Source organism: Pseudoalteromonas sp. S4741 (genome assembly GCF_005886135.1).
Lineage (GTDB): Bacteria > Pseudomonadota > Gammaproteobacteria > Enterobacterales > Alteromonadaceae > Pseudoalteromonas > Pseudoalteromonas tetraodonis.
In genome coordinates this window covers 1-236 of sequence record NZ_PNCN01000217.1, presented here as the reverse complement: position 1 = coordinate 236, position 236 = coordinate 1, and the positions used below count along the sequence as shown (strand labels likewise).

Sequence of the window (236 nt, the reverse complement as noted above, 5' to 3'; positions counted from 1 at the left end):
AATCCTGGTATCCCAGCCAACAATGGCTAAGTAGCTCAGTTGGTTAGAGCACATCACTCATAATGATGGGGTCACAGGTTCAAATCCCGTCTTAGCCACCATTTCTTTTTTTGAAGTGGTTCTGCAAGAGTTAAAATTGCAGCTCAATGAAGAGTTTAAAATAACTACCATTTCTTTGATTAATTCAAAGTGATAATGCGGGAGTGGCAGAATTGGCAGTTGTCTTGAATTAGACG

General features: G+C 39.8%; 1 tRNA gene. It reads left to right on the top strand.

From position 1 onward, the window contains the following. Positions 1–24 precede the first annotated feature (24 nt). Positions 25–101: transfer RNA gene (locus tag CWC30_RS17805), tRNA-Met, on the top strand. Positions 102–236: the final 135 nt, after the last annotated feature.